Below are 1,037 nucleotides of genomic sequence, written 5' to 3'. Positions count from 1 at the left end.
CTCCATGCCTTGATTCTCTGCCTGAGCTCTCTATACACATCTTCTTCTGCATGTCGGCGTGCTAACCCTTGAGCGCGTTCTGCATTCCCACACATACTCTTTTGCTCTTTACTCAATTCCTTGCCTTGTTGCATGGCATTTAGGATGAGTGCCTCGCATTTCTTGAGTGTCTTCTCCCGTTCTTGCTTGTGTGTAGAATAGTATTCCACACTCTCACCATAAGCACAAACCACAAAAAGACTCGCCAAACTAGTACTTTTTAGCACTTGTTTCAGTATCTGTTGCATATCGATCCTTTTTCAAAAAAAGCTAGATTGGTTGTAGCATTTTTTAGCTATAATTCATTCACCCTCTTTTTTGATCCTCTCATCTGCTTTGCTGCTATTAGGCGCGTTGTTTGAGGGGCTGTATTGATTACTTGCATTATTACCTGCTGTAAATCCACTCCCTAAAGCACTTTTGATGGTATGCACACCAAACTTCACTCCCGAGCTAATGGACTCTCTATTAGTTACAGCACTAACTCCCCCTGTAGCTCCCATTGTAGCTAAAGCACCTAATCCTGCTCTCACGCCTGCTAATCCTCCCCCTGCACTCTGGTAAGCCTGAGTGATCTTATTAGCTGCCACCACTGCAGAACCTCCTACCACTGCACCCCCTATGGTTGTTCCTATCTTTTGTATCATCTCTGTAACTGCTCCCACACCCCCGCTTGTGCCAAAGATACCATTTATGAAATCTGGAATGCGCTTGACAAGGTAGAAACAAACTAAGGAAGACAAAATCAAAAGCACTAAATGCCCCAATAATCCAACAGAATCTAGCACTCCATTCATTGCTGCTACGCCATTCTGCAAAAGTTTAGAAGGGTCTCCAAAAAATTCTTGTTTAATTTCAGTTTGTGAGGGGATTTTTCTAGTTGTCTCTTGGATGATCTCAAAATTGAAAAAGGCCACCAACATTAAACAGGGCTGATAGAGAGTCAAAGAGAGTAGCTTTTAATGTAGCTAAATAACATTCCCTTAGTTTGGGGAAAC

2 protein-coding genes are annotated in these 1,037 nt (G+C 42.6%); both read right to left on the bottom strand.

Annotated elements, in window-relative coordinates:
• Positions 1-287, bottom strand: a 287-nt coding sequence (locus tag EAO33_RS08850) for a hypothetical protein (RefSeq protein ID WP_205589547.1), incomplete at its 3' end; no start/stop codon positions are given.
• 54 nt (positions 288-341) lie between these two features.
• On the bottom strand, positions 342-962 hold the full coding sequence (locus tag EAO33_RS08845) for a hypothetical protein (RefSeq protein WP_205589546.1): 621 nt from the start codon (positions 960-962) through the stop codon (positions 342-344).
• Positions 963-1,037: the final 75 nt, after the last annotated feature.

Origin of the sequence: Helicobacter labacensis (assembly GCF_003660285.1) — a bacterium.
GTDB classification, from domain to species: domain Bacteria; phylum Campylobacterota; class Campylobacteria; order Campylobacterales; family Helicobacteraceae; genus Helicobacter; species Helicobacter labacensis.
The sequence above is the reverse complement of the archived record's forward strand: the minus strand, read 5'-3'. Positions and strand labels throughout refer to the sequence as shown.